We start from the raw sequence: 17429 nt of genomic DNA, 5'->3' as shown, positions 1-17429 counted from the left end.
CGCTGGTGGCCTCTGTCCACGGGATGAAGTGCCATGGCTAGTGGCGTCAATTCATTTTTCAGGGAACTCAAGCGGCGCAAGGTTCTGCGAACCTGTGTGCTCTATGTGCTTTTGTGCTGGGGCGCCCTGCAGGTGGGCGATATTCTGTTCCCTGCCCTTGGCCTGGACGATGAGCTGGCCTCGCGCTACCTGCTGGTGGGGGCCGTACTCGGTTTTCCCCTGACCTTCACCCTGGCCTGGTTTTTCCAGATCACGCCCCAGGGCATTGTCAAAACCCCGTCTTTTGTAGAGCGGCGGGTGCTCTCCAATATCAAGCCCATCAACGATCGCCGCAGCAAGGCGGTATCCACCTATTTCCGCCGCGGCGAAGACCACCCCGAATTTCACTGGGTGCTGTCTGCAGAAACTGGCCCGCTGGCCGGCCTGAGTTTTGGGGTAACCCGGCCCATCACCATGGGGCGCGCGCTGGACTGCGACGTGGCGGTGGTCAGCCCCCATGTGTCGCGCACCCACGCCCGCCTCGATGTCGAGTCCGACCTTTTGTACATCGAAGATCTCGGTTCGTCCAACGGCACGGTGGTAAACGGCAAAACCGTGCAGGGGCGGCACCGTCTGCATCACGAGGACGAGGTACGCTTCCACGATATTATCTTCCGTGTAGAGGAGCGGTTCTGCGGCTCGCGCTCCGAGCACGACGCCATGAGCATGACCACCTTCATCGACAGCACTCGCTCCGGCACTGAAACGGGCAAGGGCTCCAACCGCTAGTTCAGCGCCTGGCCGTGGCGGGCCAGGGCCCACTCCACATGTTCGCGCACCAGCGCCGACGGGTGCTGGCGCCGCTGCGCCAGGGCGCTGAGCAGGGCCGGGCTGGTGGGCGCGTTGCCCAGCGCCACCGCCAGATTGCGCAGCCAGCGCTCGTGCCCGATGCGGCGCAGGGCAGAGCCCTCGGTGCGGGCGAGGTAGGTGCTCTCGTCCCACAAAAACAGCGTGACCAGCTCCGGCGCCTCCAGGCCGTGGCGCGGGCGGAAGTCATCCTCGCCGCTGACCTGTGCGAATTTGTTCCAGGGGCACACCAGCTGGCAGTCGTCGCAGCCGAAAATGCGGTTGCCCAGCAACGGGCGCAAAGCCTCGTCGATCGGGCCGTCGTGCTCGATGGTGAGGTAGGAAATACAGCGCCGGGCATCCAGCTGGAAGGGGCCAACAAAGGCCTGGGTGGGGCAGATGTCCAGGCAGGCGGTGCAGCTGCCGCAGTGCTTGCTGGTCTGGGGGGCGGTGGTGGGTAGTGGCAGGTCGGTGTAAATCTCGCCGAGGAAGAACCAGGAGCCTGCCTTGTCATTGATCAGCATGGTGTTTTTGGCGATCCAGCCAAGGCCGGCCCGCTCGGCGATGGCGCGCTCCAGCACCGGGGCGCTGTCGACAAAGGCGCGGTAGTGCCCGCCGCCGGCCTGCGCTTGGATGCGCCTGGCCAGTTGGGCCAGCCGTTTGCGGATCAGCTTGTGGTAGTCGCGCCCCAGGGTATAGCGGGAAATATAGGCCTGTTGAGGGTTGTCGAGCACCGCCAGGGGCTGGGTGTCGGTTTGGTGGTAGTCCATGCGCACGCTGATCACCCGGCAGGTATCCGGCACCAGCTGCTCCGGCCGGCTGCGTTTTTCGCCGTGGCGCGCCATGTAGTCCATGCTGCCGTGATAGCCCGCGTCCAGCCATTTCTGCAGGTAGGCGCGGTGCTCGCCCAGATCCACATCCGTAACGCCCAGCTGCTGGAAGCCAAGCTCCTGCGCCCAATCCCGCAGGCACTGCAATAGATCGCCCTGCTCACTCGCGGTCAGCGCGGGGGGGGCGTTTGGCGGGCTGGATGGATGCATCGGGCTGTGACGAAAAGAGGCTGGCGCCTATACTGGCGGCTCGCGGGCCAAGGCCGGCCATTCTACCAGAGGGGGGCTTTGCCTCGCACAGCGCCGCCAGTCTTGGCGCGGTTTTTAGCGCGACACAAGCATCGCCAGCCCAAACTATTTTACAAGCGCCACAGAGAGCCATGTTCGACTACAGCAACCTGCAGGGACTTTACAGCGCGGCGCAAACCCGCGCGCTGGACCGCCACGCCATCGAAAAAGGCGGTATCGCCGGCCACATCCTCATGGCCCGGGCCGCGGCAGCGGCCTGGGCGGCCTTGTTGCAGCACTGGCCGCAGCCGGGGCCGGTGCAGGTGGCTTGCGGCACCGGCAACAATGGCGGCGACGGCTACCTGCTGGCTGACATTGCCCACAAACGCGGTTACCCGGTGCAGGTCTGGCAGGTGGGTGACCCGGCCCGCATCCGCGGTGACGCCCTGCGCGCCCGCGAGCAAGCCCTGGCCAACGGCGTGCCCATCGCACCTTTTACCCCCGGCTGCCTGGCGGCGAACGTACAACCAAACGCACAGCAAAACGCACAGGCGGGAGTGGTGGTGGATGCCCTGCTTGGCACCGGCCTTGGCGGTGAGGTGAGGCCCGTCCAGCGCGAGGCCATCGACGCGATGAATGCGGTTGGCCTGCCGCTGCTGGCCCTGGATATCCCCTCCGGCCTGTGCGCGGATAGTGGGCGAGTACTGGGAGCGGCTGTGCGGGCCCAGGCTACGGTGACCTTCATCGTGGCCAAGCGGGGCCTGCACACCGGCGCGGGCCCCGCCCACTGTGGGGCCATTTCCCTGGCGGCGCTCGATGTGCCGGCGGCAAGCCTGGCCGCCCACCCCGCCGATTGCCAGCGTCTGGCGCTTCACAGCCTGTTGCGGCAGTGGCCGGCACGACCGGCCCATGCCCACAAGGGGGATTGCGGCCGGGTGCTGGTTGTCGGGGGAGACCTGGGCATGGGCGGTGCCATCCTGCTGGCCGCCGAGGCCGCCCTGCGCTGCGGCGCCGGCCTGGTGAGTGTGGCCACCCGCGAACAACACCTGGCGCCCCTGCTGGCCCGGCGCCCGGAAGCCATGGCCCGCGCCGTGCGCGGCCGCCAGGACCTGGCGCCGATGCTGGCGGCGGCCGACGTGATAGCCCTGGGCCCGGGCCTGGGTCAGTCCAGCTGGTCCGAACAGCTGTTTCAGGCGGCCTGCGGTCAGGCGGCCTGCGGTCAGGCGGCCGGCGATCGTGCGGACGGTAATGATACTGGCGGCGCTACTCTGGTGGTGGATGCCGATGCCCTCAATCTGCTGGCGCGCGGTGTGGGTGGTGTGTGCCCGCCGCGCCGCCGCTGGGTGCTCACGCCGCACCCGGGGGAGGCGGCCCGCCTGCTGGCGACGGACACCGCCGCCATCCAGGCGGATCGCTTTGCCGCGGTGCGCGCCCTGCAGGCCCGCTTCGGCGGGGTCGTGGTGCTCAAGGGCAAGGGCAGCCTGATCTGCGACGGCGAGCGCCTGCTGCTTAGCGACTACGGCAACCCCGGCATGGCCAGTGGCGGCATGGGCGATGTGCTGAGCGGGGTGATCGCCGCGCTGTTGGCCCAGGGGCTGGCGCCGGTGGATGCGGCGGCGCTGGGGGTGTGCCTGCACGGCGCCGCGGCCGACAGTGCCGCTGCGGCGGGGCAGCGCGGCCTGCTGGCCAGCGACCTGCTGGCGCCAATGCGGGAGCTGCTGGGATGAGCGACGCCAACTGGCAGGTCGGCGCTGCCGACGAAGTGGCCATGGTGCGGCTTGGCGCCGCGCTGGCGGAGGCGGTCGAGCCGGGGCTGGTGGTGTACCTGGAGGGCGACCTCGGCATGGGCAAAACCACCTTCAGTCGCGGCCTTATCCAGGGCCTTGGCCACAGCGGGGCTGTCAAAAGTCCGACCTATACCCTGGTGGAACCCTACCAGTTGGCCCGACTGCCGGCCTACCACTTCGACCTCTACCGCCTGGGCGACCCGGAAGAACTGGAGTTCATGGGGGTGAGGGATTATTTCGCGGGCGACGCCCTGTGCCTGGTGGAGTGGCCCGCACGGGGCAGGGGTGTTTTGCCCCCGGCAGATATTGGGATTACCATAAGTCCAGCGGATTCGGGCCGCCGGCTTGATGTGCGCGCCAACACGGCATTGGGGAATGCTGTGCTGACGCGCTGGCGACAGGTCGCCTGAGTCCAACAACGACAAAGTCTGGGAGTGATATGGGCAGGGCGTGCTGGGTCTTTGTGACCCTGTGGTGGCTGGCGGCTACCTCGGCCTGGGCGGCGGAGGTACACGACGTGCGTCTGTGGCGCGCGCCGGATCACACCCGCATTGTGTTCGACCTGACCGGCCCCGCCGAGCACAAGCTCATCACCCTGGATAACCCTTCCCGCATTGTGCTGGACATCAGCGACGTGGCCCTGAAGGCCAGCATGGCGGGCCTGAAGCTCGATGACACCCCCATCGGCAACATTCGCTCCGGCATTCGCGAGGGTGATGACCTGCGGGTCGTGTTCGATATGAATGCCGGGGTCAAGCCGCGCAGTTTTGCCCTCAAAGCCAATGCGCAGGCGGGCGATCGCCTGGTGCTGGATTTGTACGACCTGCAGGCGGCCAGTGCCAGCCAGCCGCCGCCAGTGACCCGCCAGGTGGATGCCGGCGGCCGCCGCGACCTGATTGTGGCCATCGACGCCGGCCACGGCGGCGAGGACCCGGGAGCCCTCGGCCCCAATCGCCTGCGCGAAAAAGACGTGGTGCTGGCGATTTCGAAGGAGCTGTATGCCCTGTTCGAGCGCGAGCCCGGCTTCAAGCCTACCCTGATCCGCAGCGGTGATTACTATGTCAGCCTGGCCGGGCGCCGGGAACTGGCGCGCAAGCGCCAGGCCGACCTGTTCGTCTCCATTCATGCCGATGCCTTCACCAAGCCCCAGGCCAACGGTGCCTCGGTGTACGCCCTGTCCACCAAGGGCGCCACCAGTACCGCCGCCCGCTACCTGGCCCAGCGCGAGAACGCGGCGGACCTGATCGGCGGCGTGAACCTGTCGGACAAGGACGATGTGCTGGCCGGGGTGCTGGCCGACTTGTCCATGACCTCCACCCTCGATACCAGCCTGAAAATGGGTGGCTCGGTGCTCGGGCGCATGGACGCCATCGCCCGCCTGCACAAGCGCAGCGTGGAACAGGCGGGCTTTGCCGTGCTGAAGTCCCCCGACATCCCCTCCATCCTGGTGGAGACCGGTTTTATCTCCAACCCCGCCGAGGCCCGGCGCCTCAGCACCCGCAGCTACCAGCAGCAGATGGCGCGAGCCATTCACGCCGGCATCCGCGACTGGTTCAGCCAGCACCCGCCGGCGGGCACCCTGCTGGCCTGGCAGCGCCAGCAGGGCGGGCAGCAGTACACCATCGCCCGGGGTGATACACTGTCGGACATCGCCCAGCGCTTTAACGTTTCGGTCACCGACTTAAAGAGCGCCAATGGCATGTCCGACACCCGCATCATGGTCGGACAGACGCTGAAAATTCCGACTAGCTGACGTCCCGCATGGCCCGAATACATCGCCTCAGCCCGAGGCTCGCCAACCAGATCGCCGCCGGTGAAGTGGTGGAGCGCCCGGCTTCTGTGGTCAAGGAAGTGCTGGAGAATGCCGTCGATGCCGGCGCCACCCGCATCGAGGTGGATGTGGAAGAAGGCGGCGTCAAACTGATCCGCATTCGCGACAACGGCCAGGGCATGGAGCCGGACGATCTGCCCCTGGCCTTGGCCCGCCACGCCACCAGCAAGATTCACTCGCTGGAAGACCTGGAGCGGGTCGGCAGCCTCGGTTTTCGCGGCGAGGCCCTGGCCAGTATCGGTTCGGTATCCCGCCTGACCCTGACCTCCAACCACCGGGACGATTCCAGCGAAGGCTGCAGCGCCCTCTGCGAGGGGCGCGACATGGAAGTGGCGGTCAAGCCCGCGCCGCATCCCCGGGGCACCACGGTGGAAGTGCGCGATCTGTTCTTCAACACGCCCGCCCGGCGCAAGTTCCTGCGCACAGAAAAGACCGAATTCAACCACTTGGAAGAGGTGGTCAAGCGCCTGGCGCTGTCGCGCTTTGATGTCGGCTTCAGCCTGCGTCACAACGGCCGCGGCATTCACAGCCTGCGGCCGGCGGATTCCACCGCCGAACGCCAGCGGCGGGTGGCCTCGGTGTGCGGCCCCGCCTTTATGGAGCAGGCGGTTTATGTGGAGCACGAGCGCGGCGGCCTGCGCCTGTGGGGCTGGGTGGGCCTGCCGACCTTCTCGCGCAGCCAGGCGGATTTGCAGTACTTCTTCGTCAACGGCCGGGTGATTCGCGACAAGCTGGTGGCCCACGCCGTCAAGCAGGCCTACCGCGATGTGCTCTACCACGGGCGCCACCCGGCCTTCGTGCTCTACCTGGAGCTGGACCCGGCCCTGGTGGACGTGAATGTGCACCCCACCAAGCACGAGGTGCGGTTTCGCGATGGCCGCGAGGTGCACAATTTTATCTTCTCCAGCCTGCACAAGGCGCTGGCGGATGTGCGTCCGGGGCAGGGCGGGAGCGACCCGGTGTCGGCCCTGGGCGCCGGCGAAACCGTCGACTTGCAGACCGGCGAAATCCGCGCCCAGAGCGCCCTGGCCTGGGGTGGGCCGGCGCCTGCCCCGGCGTTGTCAGAGGGGCGCGCCATGCCCGTGGGTGGGTACCAGGGCTACAGCAGCGCCCCCGCCTCGCCGGTGCGCGCCGCCGAGCAGATGCGGGCCTATGGCCAGCTGCACCCGGCCAATGCGCCACTGCCCGAGGCAGAGGCTGAGGACGTGCCGCCGCTGGGTTATGCCCTGGCCCAGCTCAAGGGCATCTACATTCTGGCGGAAAACGCCAGCGGCCTGGTGCTGGTGGACATGCACGCTGCCCACGAGCGCATCACCTACGAGCGCCTGAAGCTGGCACGGGACGCCGAGGGCATCCGCAGCCAGCCGCTGCTGGTGCCCCAGGCGGTGGCCGTCAGCAGCCGCGAGGTGGCCCTGGCCCTGGAAAACAGCGAGCTGTTTGCGCGCCTGGGTATGCAGGTGGATGGCGCCGGCGAGGAGAGCCTGCTGATTCGCCAGATCCCGGTGGCCCTGCGCGACTCCAACGTCGAGCAGCTGCTGCGCGACGTGCTGTCGGACTTGGCGGAGTACGGCAGTTCCGACCGTATCGAAGCCCACATGGACGAAATTCTCTCCACCATGGCCTGCCACGGCTCGGTGCGCGCCAACCGGCGCCTGACCCTCCCCGAAATGAACGCCCTGCTGCGCGACATGGAAGAGACCGAGCGCGCCGGCCAGTGCAACCACGGCCGCCCCACCTGGACCCAGCTCGGCCTGGACGAGCTGGACCGATTGTTCCTGCGCGGCCGCTGAGCCGGTGAGCACGCCCGTGGCCGCGCCGCGCCCGCTGCTGATCTGCCTGATGGGCCCCACCGCCTCCGGCAAGACCGACCTGGCCATCGACCTGGCCCGGGTGCTGGGTTGTGAACTGGTGAGCGTGGATTCCGCCCTGGTGTACCGGGGCCTCGACATTGGCAGCGCCAAGCCCGATTACCCCCATCACCTGATGGACATCCGCGAGCCCAGCCAGCCCTACTCGGCGGCGGACTTCGCAGCGGATGCCGAGCGGGTGGTGAACGGGATTATCCAGCGCGGCAAAACTCCCCTGCTGGTGGGGGGCACCATGCTGTACTTCCGGGCATTTCTTGAAGGGCTGGCGGCGATGCCGGCGGCCGATGCCGCGATTCGCGCGGCCATTGAAGCCCAGGCGGCGCAGCAGGGCTGGCCCGTGCTGCACCGGGAACTGGCAGCAGTGGACCCACAGGCGGCCGCGCGCATTCACCCCAACCATTCCCAGCGCCTGTGCCGGGCGCTGGAAGTCTATCGCGCCAGCGGCGTGCCCATCAGCGAATGGCAGCGCCGTCAGGGCGAGGGCGGCGGCGCGGCCCAGCGCTACCGCCTGTGCCAGCTGGCCATCTGCCCGCGGGAGCGGGCGGTGCTGCACCAGCGCATCGCCCTGCGCTTCGAGCAGATGATGGCGGCGGGCTTTCTGGACGAAGTGCGCGCCCTGCACCGGCGGCCAGAGCTGCACCCGGAGCTGCCGGCCATCCGCGCGGTGGGTTACCGCCAGCTCTGGCACTACCTGGACGGCGAATGCAGTCTGGATGACGCGGTGGCGCGCGGCATTGCCGCCACCCGCCAGCTGGCCAAGCGCCAGCTCACCTGGCTGCGCAAGTGGCCGGGGCTCAACTGGCTGGAAACCGACGCCGCCGGGAACGTTCTGCCGGCGCCGCGGTCACACTCTGCGGTGGAACAGTGTGTGGAAGATTTGTTACAGCAGGCCTTGAATTTTATTGGCCGTGCCCCACATCACTAGCACTGGACTGATCTATACTGTTTCACAAGGCGTGTACAACCCGATCCGGGCTGTCAGCGCCGCTGGAAGGCCCGATGTCATCCCCGGTGGGGGGCCACTGACGCCACTGGATTGAACAAGAGGCCGTTGTTCATTTGGGCTCGCGTTGAGCCAACTTAGGAGAAGAGTTATGTCAAAAGGGCACACTCTACAAGACCCTTACCTGAATATTCTGCGTAAGGAGCGCGTACCGGTTTCGATCTACCTGGTCAACGGCATCAAGCTGCAGGGCCAGATCGAATCCTTCGACCAGTTTGTGGTGCTGCTGAAGAACACTGTCAGCCAGATGGTGTACAAGCATGCCATTTCCACCGTTGTCCCTTCCCGCGTGGTGCGTCTGCCAATGCAGAACCCGCCTGAGGAAGAGGGTGGTAACTAAGCACCTTCACCTGCGGGTGGCCCTGCCACCCGCGTCCCTGAAGTGACCTGCCGAGGTCCCATTGTTCTTTGACCGACCCGAATCGGGCGAGCGGGCCGTGCTCGTTCACCTGAACCTGGCCAGCGAAGCCGAGCGGGAGGACCCCCGCGAGTTCGAGGAACTGGTGCTGTCCGCCGGCGGTGACCCGGCGGCGTTTGTGATGGGTGGGCGCGATGCGCCGCACGCACGTACCTTCGTGGGCAAGGGAAAACTGGCCGAAATCGCCGCCGAAGTGGCCGCCCATGAGGCCGAGGTGGTGATGTTCAACCACGCCCTGAGTCCCAGCCAGGAGCGCAACCTCGAACGCGAGCTCAAATGCCGGGTGCTGGATCGCACCGGGCTGATTCTCGATATCTTCGCCCAGCGCGCCCGCACCCACGAGGGCAAGCTGCAGGTGGAGCTTGCCCAACTGCAGCATATGAGTACCCGCCTGGTGCGGGGCTGGACCCACCTGGAACGGCAGAAGGGCGGTATCGGCCTGCGCGGCCCGGGTGAAACCCAGCTGGAGACAGACCGCCGCCTGCTGCGGGCCCGCATCAAGTCCATCACCGCGCGCCTGGAAAAGGTGCAGCGCCAGCGTGACCAGGGGCGCCGCTCCCGGCGCCGGGCAGAAATTCCCACCGTATCGCTGGTGGGCTATACCAACGCCGGCAAGTCCACCCTGTTCAATCGCCTGACCGCGTCGGAGGTGTACGCCGCCGACCAGCTGTTCGCCACCCTCGACCCCACCCTGCGCCGGTTGCAGCTGGAGAACGTGGGCCCGGTGGTGCTGGCCGATACCGTGGGCTTTATCTCCCACCTGCCCCACAACCTGGTGGAGGCCTTCAAGGCCACCCTGGAAGAAACCCGCAGCGCCGACCTGCTGCTGCATGTGATCGACGCCGCCAGCGAAGAGCGCGAGGACAACATCCACCAGGTGCTGGAAGTGCTGGATGAGATCGATGCCGGGGATATTCCCCGCCTGCAGATTTTTAACAAACTGGATCTGCTGGAGCAGCCCGCGCGTATCGATCGCAATGAGGATGGCCGCCCCGAGCGGGTCTGGCTCAGCGCGGTGACCGGCGAAGGCTGCGACCTGCTGTTGCAGGCGGTGGCGGAACTGGTGGGCGAGGACATGGTGCAGGAAGCGCTGGACCTGACGCCGGACCAGGGCGGCCTGCGCGCCGCGCTGTATCGCCTGGGGGCGGTGCAGTCGGAAGACTACGGGGACGACGGCGTGGCCCACCTGCAGGTGCGCCTGCCCCGGGCGGACTGGAACCGGCTGATGAAAAAAGGCCCGGAACCGCTGTTCTGAAGCACCTGCGGGGTGCTGCGGGCGACTGCCCGGCCCCGCGAATAATGTTAGACTGCGAGCACTTTCACACTAGGAGACAGGTATGTCCTGGAACGAGCCGGGCGGCGGCAACAACAAGCCCAGGGACCCCTGGGGCGGTGGCGATCAGGGGCCACCCGATCTGGACGAGGCACTGAAGAAATTACAGGACAAGCTGGGCGGCATCTTCGGCGGCCGTCGCGGAGGCAGCACCGGCGGTGGTTCCGGTGGTGGCCTGTCCGGCTCCCTGCTGCTGGTACTGGCGGCCGGCGCCCTGCTGGTGTGGGCCCTGATGGGCTTTTACCAGGTGGACGAGCAGGAGCGCGCCGTGGTGCTGCGCTTTGGTAAATACCATGTCACCGCCCAGCCCGGCCTGCGCTGGAACCCGCCGCTGGTCGACGAGGTGGTGAAGGTGAACACCACCAAGGTTCGCTCCGTCAGCTTCCGCGAAACCATGCTCACCAAGGACGAGAACATCGTCGAGGTGAGAATGTCGGTGCAGTACGTGATTGATGACCCGAACAAGTTTGTGCTCAAGGTGCGGTCGCCGGAGAACTCCCTCCAGCACGCCGCCCAGAGTGCGGTGCGGCATGTGGTGGGCGATACCCGCATGGACCTGGTGCTCACCGAGGGCCGGGCGCAGATCGCCACCGAGGTGCGCACCCGCCTGCAGAACTATCTGGACCAGTATGAAACCGGCATTCGTGTATCCAAGGTCAACGTGGACGAGTCCAAGCCGCCGAGCCAGGTGCAGGCGGCGTTTGACGACGTGATCAAGGCCCGCGAGGACGAAGAGCGCCTGAAGAACGAGGCCCAGGCCTACGCCAACGGCATCGTGCCGGAGGCGCGCGGCCGCGCCCAGCGCCAGATCGAGGAGGCCAGCGCCTACAAGGAGCAGGTGATCGCCAATGCCGAGGGTGAGGCCCAGCGCTTCAGCAAACTGCTGACCGAGTACAAGAAGGCGCCCCAGGTAACCCGCGAACGCTTGTACCTGGATGCGGTGCAGGGCGTGTATGCCAACGCCAATAAAGTGATGGTCGACGTAGAGGGCGGCAACAACGTGATGTACCTGCCCCTGGACAAACTGGCGGAGAAATCCGCCAGCAGCGGCGGCACCGCACGCCGCCTGCAGATCGACAGCAACACAATGCGCGAACTGGTGGATGCCGTGGCCGAGCAACTGGAACGCAGCGAAGCCAGTTCCACCAGCCGCAGGGGAGCCCGCTAAGATGTCTGGACGTAATGTGACTTTGATCCTGCTGGCCGTGATCGTGCTGTTTGTGGTCAGCAACTCCGTGTTCGTTATCCGCGAAACCGAGCGCGCGGTGATGCTGCAGTTCGGTGAAGTGGTCAACCCGAATATCGAGCCCGGCCTGCACTGGAAGATTCCCTTCGTCAACAACGTGCGCAAGTTCGATGGCCGCGTGCTGACCGTGGACTCCCAGCCCGAGCGCTTCTTCACCCAGGAGAAGAAGGCGGTGATTGTGGATTCCTACGCCAAGTTCCGGGTGGCCGATACTGCCAAGTTCTACACCGCCACCAACGGTGAGGAAACCCGGGCCATGGGCCTGTTGTCCCAGCGCATCAACGACGGCCTGCGCAACCAGGTGGCCGTGCGCACCATCCAGGAGGTGGTGTCCGGCGAGCGCGACCAGCTGATGGAGAACATCACCAACAAGCTCAACGAGGTCGCCCTGACCGAACTGGGTGTGGAAGTGGTGGACGTGCGGGTGAAACAGATCGACCTGCCGCCGGATGTGTCCGAGTCGGTGTACCGCCGCATGAACGCCGAGCGTGAAAAAGAGGCCCGCGAGCACCGCTCCCAGGGCCAGGAACTGGCCGAGGGTATCAAGGCCGCCGCAGACCGCGAAGTGACTGTGATTGAGGCCAACGCCTACCGGGACGCCGAGCAGATTCGCGGTGAGGGCGACGCCCAGGCCACCGCCATCTATGCAGACGCTTTCAACGAAGACCCGGAATTCTACGCTTTTACCCGCAGCCTGCGGGCCTATGGCGAAGCCTTCCAGGGCGGCGGTGACATGCTGCTGCTGCAACCGGACAGTGAGTTCTTCCGCTACCTGAAGGACCCGAAGGGCGGGCAGTAATACCCAAATAATCACGGGTGCCTGCGCCGGCGCCTGTGGTACCATCCCGCAACCGTGAGCTCTGGTGATTCTTCCAATCACCGGGCCTCGCGGTTTTTTTATGACCAGGACCCCCCAAACATGGATTTCTGGCAAGTACTCCCGGTCGCCCTGGCACTGGTGCTGATCATTGAAGGTGTGTTGCCCTTCCTGAGCCCGGCCAGCTGGCGCGAGATGCTGGCCACCGTGGGGCGCCTGGACGACCGTACAATTCGCAAGATCGGCCTCGGCAGCATGCTGGCGGGGCTGCTGTTACTGTATTGGGTGAACGGATGACAAGCGTGGATCGCTGGCAACTGCCCGACGGCGTGGAGGAGGTACTGCCCCGACAGGCGGCCGCCGCCGAGCGCCTGCGCCGGCAGTTGCTGGACCTCTACCGCAGCTGGGGCTACCAGCTGGTGATACCGCCGCTGGTGGAGTTTACGGATTCCCTGCTGATTGGCCTCGGTGCCGATCTGGATCTGCTCACCTTCAAGATGACCGACCAACTCAGTGGGCGCACCCTGGGTGTGCGCGCTGACATGACGCCGCAGGTGGCGCGCATCGACGCCCACAGCCTGGCTCAGAGCGGCGTGACCCGCCTGTGCTATGCCGGCTCCACCCTGCACACCCGCGCCCGCACCCCCACCGGTTCGCGCTCGCCCATTCAGCTGGGTGCCGAGCTGTACGGTGACGACAGCCTGGCGGCGGATGTGGAAATCATTCGCCTGATGCTTGCCACCCTGGCGTCCGCCGGCCTCTGCGACATCACCCTCGACCTTGGCCATGTGGGCGTATACGGCGCAGTGCTGGATGCCGCCGGCCTTGAGGCAGAGCAGGAAGCGGCGGTGTTTGACGCCCTGCAGCGCAAGTCGCTGCCGGATTTGCAACTGGCGCTGGCGCAGGCCGATGCGGCGACCCGCGACCTGATTGTCAGCCTGGTGGACTTGCACGGCGACGAATCCGTTCTGGAGCGCGCCCGCGAGCTGTTCAGCGAGCGTGCCCCCCAGGCCCTGGTGGCCATCGACGCCCTGCAGGACGTGGCCACCGATATCGCACGCAACCGCCCCGATGTAGCCATTTACTTCGACCTGGCGGAACTGCGTGGTTACCACTATCACACCGGCATGGTGTTTGCCGCCTACGTGCCCGGCCACGGCCAGGCGCTGGCCAACGGCGGGCGCTACAATGATGTCGGCAAGGTGTTCGGGCGGGCCCGTCCGGCCACCGGCTTTGCCACCGATTTGAAGGCGCTGATGGCGCTGCTGCCCACCGAGGAGACCGGGCAGGGTGCCATCAGCATGCCTGACAGTGACGACCCGGCCCTGCTGGACCGGGTGGCGGCCCTGCGCTCAGCGGGGGAGGTGGTGATCAACTGCCTTTCCGGCGCGCCCGACCCCCGTTGCGACCGCGAACTGGCGGAGCGCGACGGGCAGTGGCAGGTGCAGGCTTTGAATACCGACCAAGCAACGAGTTAATACCGCATGAGCAAGAACGTAGTGGTTCTCGGCACCCAGTGGGGTGACGAGGGCAAGGGCAAGATAGTCGACCTGCTGACCGACCAGGCCAGCGCCGTAGTGCGTTTCCAGGGCGGCCACAACGCCGGCCATACCCTGGTGATCGACGGCAAGAAAACCGTCCTGCACCTGATTCCGTCCGGCATCCTGCGGGAGAATGTGCAGTGCCTGATCGGTAACGGCGTGGTGCTGGCCCCCGACGCCCTGCTGAAGGAAATCGGCGACCTGGAAGCCAAGGGCGTACCGGTGCGCGAACGCCTGCGTATTTCCCCCGCCTGTCCGCTGATCCTGCCCTACCACGTGGCGCTGGACCAGGCCCGCGAGGCGCGTCGCGGTGAGGAGAAAATCGGCACCACCGGGCGCGGCATTGGCCCCGCCTATGAAGACAAGGCCGCCCGCCGTGGCCTGCGCCTGGGCGACTTGCAGGACGAGGCGCGCTTTGCCCGCAAGCTGCGCGAGGTGATGGACTTCCACAACTTCCAGCTGGAGCACTACTACAAGGTAGAGCCGCTGGATGTGGACAAAGTGCTGGTCGAGACCCTGGCCATGGGCGAGCAATTGCTGCCGATGATGGCCGACGTGACCGCCATCCTGCACGAGTATCGCAAAACCAGCGCGCGCATCATGTTCGAGGGCGCCCAGGGCTCCCTGCTGGACATCGACCACGGCACCTACCCCTTTGTGACCAGTTCCAACACCACCGCTGGCGGCACCGCGACCGGCTCCGGCTTTGGCCCGCTGTACCTGGATTACGTGCTGGGCATCACCAAGGCCTACACCACCCGGGTGGGTTCTGGCCCCTTCCCCACCGAGCTGTTTGATGAAACGGGCGCCCGCCTGGCCGAGCGCGGCCACGAATTTGGCGCCACTACCGGCCGCCCGCGCCGCTGTGGCTGGTTTGACGCCGTGGCCCTGCGCAACGCGGTCAACATCAACTCGGTGTCCGGCCTGTGCCTGACCAAGCTCGACGTGCTGGACGGGCTGGAGAGCATCCAGATCTGTGTCGGCTACGCCGACGAAGACGGCAACGCCGTGCCCAACCCGGTGGATTCCGACGATTACGAGGGGCTGGTGCCGGTGTACGAGGTGGTGCCCGGCTGGCAGGAGTCGACCCTGGGGGCCAAATCCCTGGCGGAGCTGCCCCAGGCAGCGGTGGATTACATCCACAAGATCGAGGAAGTGGTGGGTGCGCCCATCGATATTATTTCCACTGGCCCTGACCGGGTGGAAACCATCGTACTGCGCCACCCCTTTGGTGCAGACAAAGCTTGACGTTGCTGGCGGCCGTCTGGAATGTGACGATTGTCTGAAAAAGCCGCTGAGCCGGGTGCAGGGCTGCACCCGGCCTTTATAATGGTGCCATGCACCGATTTTTCCCCCTTCGCCTACCCGCCATCCTGCTGCCAGCGCTAGTGCTGGCCCTGCTGGCCGTTGGCGGCGCTGTGGCCAGTGTGCCAGCCAGCTCGCAGGACCCGGCCGGCGGCGCCGTGGTGCTGAGCCCCGAGCAGGCCTTTGCCGGGCAGAAACTCAAGAACGGCTGGCGCTTTGCCGTTGGCGACAACGTCGCCTGGGCCGCCCCGGGTTTTGACGACAGCGCCTGGGAATCCGTGACGCTGCCCCACCGCTGGGTGCCCGAGAACAGCGAAGAGGGCTGGTCCTGGTACCGTCTTCGCATGCGCTTTGCGCCGCTGCCGACAGCGCAGCAGTGGTCACTGGGGCTGGAGTTCGGCTCGGTCATGAGTGCCTACGAGCTCTACGCCGGCGGTCAATTGGTGGGGGGCGTGGGGCGCCTGCCACCAGCACCAGACCCGGTTATCGACTACGACCGCCCCCGCATCTTCTCCCTACCATTTTCTGCCGTGGACGCCAACGGCGAACTGGTGCTGGCCCTGCGGGTATGGGGCGGCGACGTGGCGGTGAGCGACAGCTGGGGGGTTGGCCCTTACCGCGGGCACTTCCGCCTGGCGCGCCAGGACCGCCTGTTGTTGGATGCGGTGATCGACCAGATGCCGGGCCTGATCGTCAGCATCATCTGCGTCGTGTTCGGCTTCTACCACCTCTACATTTACTACCGCAACCGCCATCTGGACAGCTTCCTCTGGTTTGGCCTGGCGGCGGTGGTGATTGGCATCTACGGGCTGTCCCTGAACCAGTGGCGCTACTTTTTCGGCTGGGAATTTGCGGTCTACAAAAAACTCGAATTTGCCGCCATCTACCTGGTGCCGCCACTGTCGCTGCAGGGGGTCTGGTCGCTGCTGGATCGCCCTATTGGCCGCTGGCTGCGGGTGTACCAGCTCAGTTTCCTGTTACCGGCTGTGTTGTTTGTGGCCATGCCCGGCCTGGAGATTCACTGGCGCACGCTCACCGCCTGGCAATTGTGGACCCTGCCGGCCCTTGGCCTGACCGCCTGGCGCATTCTGCGCAGCATGCTGGAGGGCCACGACGAGGCGCGTACCATTGCACTGGGGGCCATGCTGTTTATTGGCACCTGCCTGCACGACATTGGGGTGGACCTGCTGCACCTCAGCAACCCGCGCCTGCTGCCCTGGGGTTTCCTGATCTTTGTGATGTCCATGGCGGTGTCGCTGGCCAACCGCATGACCGCCGCCCTTGGGCAACTGGAGCAGGAGGTGGCGGAGCGCACCGAGGCGCTGGAAGCGGCCAATCGCCGCCTCACCGAGGCGGCCCGGGTTGACCCCCTCACGGGCCTCTATAACCGGCGCGGCTTTATTGCCGAGGCGGAGGTGGAAATCCAGCGCATGTTCCGCACCGGTCGCGGTTTCAGCCTGATTCTGGCCGATGTCGACCACTTCAAGTCGGTGAACGACCGCTACGGCCACGCCAGTGGCGACATGATCCTGATGCGGGTGGCAAGCCTGCTGCGGGAGGGGATTCGCGACGCCGATAGGGTGGCCCGCTGGGGTGGGGAGGAGTTTATCCTGCTGTTGCCGGAAACCGGCGCTGATGGTGCAGCGCTGCTGGCCGAGAAGCTGCGCGAGCGACTGGCGGATAACCTTTTTGAAGCCGAGGGGCACCGCCTGCGCATCAGCATGACCTTCGGTGTGTCCGAATTCCGCCGTGGCGAAAGCCTGGAGCAGTGCGTGGCTAGGGCCGATGCCGCCCTCTACCAGGGTAAGAGCGAAGGGCGCAACCGGGTGGTGCTGGACAGCCAGCAGGCCGCGCCCTGAGGGGCTCATCAGTGCAGCAGGGATTCACCGCGTTCGCGGCGTAGCTTGTATTCACTGAAACTGAAGCCGGTCCAGCGCCGAAAGGCGCGGTAGAAGCTGTTCACTTCCAGGTAGCCCAGCTCGTCCGCCAGGCACTTGCCCGGCAGCCAGGTGTCCTTCAGGCGCTGCTCGCAGCGGTACTGCCGCGCCCTGTCCAGCAAAAACTGGTAGTGGGTGTGGTCGGCCCGCAGGCGCCGGCGCAGGGTGGTGCAGCTCATGCCCAGCTGCTGGGCGACGCTCTCTGCCCGCAGGCGCGCCAGGTCGCCTTCCAGCAGGATATCGAGCACCTGGTCGGTGGTGCGTGACAGGGGAAACTTGGGGGGCTTGTCCGCAGCCGGGCCCACGCCCAGGCAGCCGCGGCGATTAGCGGTAGTGAGATCCATAGCCAAACGTCCTTGTTCGGATTATTAGATTGGTTAATTCGGGCGCGCAGCCATCCGTGGCCGCGGGCCTGATTTTAGCATAGCAGCCGTTGCCGCTCCTGCCACTGGGGCCGGGG

The 17429-nt window shown here is 66.3% G+C and carries 16 protein-coding genes; 14 read left to right on the top strand and 2 right to left on the bottom strand.

The window, feature by feature from the left end:
* Positions 1-33: 33 nt before the first annotated feature.
* Entirely contained in the window at positions 34-768 is a 735-nt protein-coding gene (locus tag DDZ17_RS12105) for an FHA domain-containing protein (protein WP_116367165.1), read from the top strand.
* On the opposite strand, the gene queG is transcribed toward DDZ17_RS12105, so the two are convergent.
* The gene (gene queG, locus DDZ17_RS12100; RefSeq protein ID WP_116367163.1) at positions 765-1865 is read right to left on the bottom strand and encodes a tRNA epoxyqueuosine(34) reductase QueG; all 1101 of its coding nucleotides are present in this window, start codon (positions 1863-1865) and stop codon (positions 765-767) included. The two genes, DDZ17_RS12105 and queG, sit on opposite strands and share 4 nt — an antisense overlap.
* A 170-nt stretch (positions 1866-2035) precedes the next feature.
* Between queG and DDZ17_RS12095 the strand changes: the two genes are divergently transcribed.
* From DDZ17_RS12095 to DDZ17_RS12035, 13 genes are all read left to right on the top strand, one after another.
* The gene (locus tag DDZ17_RS12095; protein ID WP_116367161.1) at positions 2036-3610 is read left to right on the top strand and encodes an NAD(P)H-hydrate dehydratase; all 1575 of its coding nucleotides are present in this window, start codon (positions 2036-2038) and stop codon (positions 3608-3610) included.
* The gene (gene tsaE / locus DDZ17_RS12090) at positions 3607-4080 is read left to right on the top strand and encodes a tRNA (adenosine(37)-N6)-threonylcarbamoyltransferase complex ATPase subunit type 1 TsaE (protein WP_116367159.1); all 474 of its coding nucleotides are present in this window, start codon (positions 3607-3609) and stop codon (positions 4078-4080) included. Before DDZ17_RS12095 ends, tsaE begins: the two co-directional genes overlap by 4 nt.
* Before the next feature lie 29 nt (positions 4081-4109).
* Positions 4110-5423 carry an N-acetylmuramoyl-L-alanine amidase gene (locus tag DDZ17_RS12085; protein ID WP_116367157.1) on the top strand — a complete coding sequence of 438 codons (1314 nt, stop codon included), beginning with the start codon at positions 4110-4112 and terminating at the stop codon, positions 5421-5423.
* An 8-nt stretch (positions 5424-5431) separates the two neighbouring features.
* Complete coding sequence (gene mutL / locus DDZ17_RS12080; RefSeq protein WP_116367155.1) at positions 5432-7291, top strand: DNA mismatch repair endonuclease MutL; 1860 nt, start codon at positions 5432-5434, stop codon at positions 7289-7291.
* A 49-nt stretch (positions 7292-7340) separates the two neighbouring features.
* Positions 7341-8294, top strand: a complete 954-nt coding sequence (gene miaA, locus DDZ17_RS12075; RefSeq protein WP_116367278.1) for a tRNA (adenosine(37)-N6)-dimethylallyltransferase MiaA — start codon at positions 7341-7343, stop codon at positions 8292-8294.
* 169 nt (positions 8295-8463) lie between these two features.
* Complete coding sequence (gene hfq, locus DDZ17_RS12070; protein WP_116367153.1) at positions 8464-8712, top strand: RNA chaperone Hfq; 249 nt, start codon at positions 8464-8466, stop codon at positions 8710-8712.
* Positions 8713-8773: 61 nt separating this feature from the next.
* Positions 8774-10045 (top strand): ribosome rescue GTPase HflX, encoded by a 1272-nt coding sequence (gene hflX, locus DDZ17_RS12065; protein WP_116367151.1) that lies wholly within the window; start codon positions 8774-8776, stop codon positions 10043-10045.
* Positions 10046-10127: 82 nt separating this feature from the next.
* Entirely contained in the window at positions 10128-11291 is a 1164-nt protein-coding gene (gene hflK / locus DDZ17_RS12060; RefSeq protein WP_116367149.1) for an FtsH protease activity modulator HflK, read from the top strand.
* A gap of 1 nt (position 11292) precedes the next feature.
* Complete coding sequence (gene hflC / locus DDZ17_RS12055) at positions 11293-12168, top strand: protease modulator HflC (protein WP_116367147.1); 876 nt, start codon at positions 11293-11295, stop codon at positions 12166-12168.
* Positions 12169-12288: 120 nt separating this feature from the next.
* Positions 12289-12483, top strand: coding sequence for a DUF2065 domain-containing protein (locus DDZ17_RS12050; protein ID WP_116367145.1), 195 nt, complete (start codon positions 12289-12291; stop codon positions 12481-12483).
* A complete protein-coding gene (locus DDZ17_RS12045; protein ID WP_116367143.1) occupies positions 12480-13664 on the top strand; it encodes an ATP phosphoribosyltransferase regulatory subunit in 1185 nt (394 codons plus the stop codon). Before DDZ17_RS12050 ends, DDZ17_RS12045 begins: the two co-directional genes overlap by 4 nt.
* A 6-nt stretch (positions 13665-13670) precedes the next feature.
* Positions 13671-14975, top strand: a complete 1305-nt coding sequence (locus DDZ17_RS12040; protein ID WP_116367141.1) for an adenylosuccinate synthase — start codon at positions 13671-13673, stop codon at positions 14973-14975.
* Positions 14976-15064: 89 nt separating this feature from the next.
* Positions 15065-16891 carry a sensor domain-containing diguanylate cyclase gene (locus tag DDZ17_RS12035; RefSeq protein WP_116367139.1) on the top strand — a complete coding sequence of 609 codons (1827 nt, stop codon included), beginning with the start codon at positions 15065-15067 and terminating at the stop codon, positions 16889-16891.
* Between the two features lie 8 nt (positions 16892-16899).
* Here DDZ17_RS12035 and DDZ17_RS12030 read toward each other — a convergent pair whose 3' ends face one another.
* Positions 16900-17313 (bottom strand): helix-turn-helix domain-containing protein, encoded by a 414-nt coding sequence (locus tag DDZ17_RS12030; protein ID WP_116367137.1) that lies wholly within the window; start codon positions 17311-17313, stop codon positions 16900-16902.
* Positions 17314-17429: the final 116 nt, after the last annotated feature.

It is taken from the genome of Parahaliea mediterranea, from assembly GCF_003402235.1.
In the GTDB taxonomy this organism is placed as follows: Bacteria; Pseudomonadota; Gammaproteobacteria; order Pseudomonadales; family Halieaceae; genus Parahaliea; species Parahaliea mediterranea.
This window is presented reverse-complemented; position numbering and strand designations above follow the sequence as displayed.